The organism is Elstera litoralis, assembly GCF_000963705.1.
In the GTDB taxonomy this organism is placed as follows: Bacteria; Pseudomonadota; Alphaproteobacteria; order Elsterales; family Elsteraceae; genus Elstera; species Elstera litoralis.
This window is the reverse complement of the sequence record NZ_LAJY01000647.1, coordinates 1-1,184: the sequence shown is the minus strand read 5'-3', so window position 1 is coordinate 1,184 and position 1,184 is coordinate 1. Positions and strand designations below refer to the sequence as shown.

The following is a 1,184-nucleotide window of genomic DNA, read 5'->3' as shown; positions in this document are numbered from 1 at the left end:
TTCCCGCCGATCTCCCCGCCGCCGATACGCCCCATACGCCGGACCAGTGGGAAAGGCTTCGCGCGCGCGCCGAGGCCCGCCTCTTTCCCCTGCTGTCGGCCCACCTCGCCGAGGAGTTGCGCGCCCACCTGCGCGCAATGGACGGTCTTCCGCTGAAGGCCGACGCACCGGGCCTCATCCACGATGATCTTCACCCCGCCCATATTCTACACGATCCGGCCAGCGGGCGCCTCACCGGGCTGCTCGATTTCGGGCGCAGCGGGCGCGGCGATGCGGCGGTCGATCTGGCGGGATTGCTCTATAATTGGGGAAGCGGATTGTTGAACGGCCTCGCTTATCCAGACCTGCCCGCGCATTTCCCCCGCGCCCAGGCGCTGGCCCGCACCTACGAAGTGCAGTGGGCGCTGGAAGGAATTGAGCGGCAGGACTTGCGCTGGCTGCTTTATGCCCTGGGGGCGGCGAAGGATTTCTAATCCAGAACTTTTAGGGAACGTTTTACGTTAAAAGCCTGGATTTTCAAAGACTAGCATTCTTGCAGAACCCAGGGTAAACTGCGCTCAAATGGTCAGGAAAACCCCCCGCCCCCCCGAAGAAGCCCGCGCCATCGCCCGGGCCTTGCGCAGACGTTTCATTTCCCCGGAAGTGGAAGCGACCGCGTTGGCGTCGTTGCGGCGGCTGAATATCGATCCCGCCGCTTTTCTCGCTCCGGCACCAAAACCCGTGGAGGCCGCGCCCGCACCAAAAGACCCGGCCAAAATGGCGAGTTTCTGGGGACGGAGTTCCAAGGAAAGCACCATCGCGGCGGTGCGCGAGCGCGAAGGCATCGTGCTCCCCGAAGCCGATAAGCCGTTTACCGAAGATGAAAAGCGCAAAGCGCGGGCGGTACTGGCGGTCTTTAAAGAGCGCTATGGCACGCCGGAAAAGCCGAACTGAGTGCCTCCCCCAAAAACGGGAGAGGCACCAGCCCTGTATACTAGATTAGATCAAATACCAGCTTCCGGTTGCATCGATCAAATATTCGACCGTATTACCGCCACCGAGATACCAATCCTTCAGCACAACGCCATAGTCCATTGCACCATTGTCGTTGGCATCGGCGATATCGTAGAGGACCATATCGTTACCGTTTTGCATAATCATCAGATCCCAGACATAGGAGTTCTGGAAGTAGAGGGCATCGATCC

3 protein-coding genes are annotated in these 1,184 nt (G+C 60.2%); 2 read left to right on the top strand and 1 reads right to left on the bottom strand.

Annotation, left to right across the window (positions count from 1 at the left end; translation table 11 throughout):
* Positions 1-473, top strand: a 473-nt coding sequence (locus VZ95_RS18610; protein WP_156995410.1) for a phosphotransferase, incomplete at its 5' end; no start/stop codon positions are given.
* 88 nt (positions 474-561) lie between these two features.
* Positions 562-933, top strand: coding sequence for a hypothetical protein (locus VZ95_RS18605; protein WP_045777190.1), 372 nt, complete (start codon positions 562-564; stop codon positions 931-933).
* Between the two features lie 45 nt (positions 934-978).
* On the opposite strand, the gene VZ95_RS26030 is transcribed toward VZ95_RS18605, so the two are convergent.
* The coding region (locus VZ95_RS26030; protein WP_045777189.1) for a hypothetical protein at positions 979-1,184 on the bottom strand (206 nt) is incomplete at its 5' end.

Excerpts from the sequence above, each read along its gene's own strand:
- VZ95_RS18605 (WP_045777190.1), top strand. The coding sequence starts at position 562 with ATGGTCAGGAAAACCCCCCGCCCCCCCGAAGAAGCCCGCGCCATCGCC.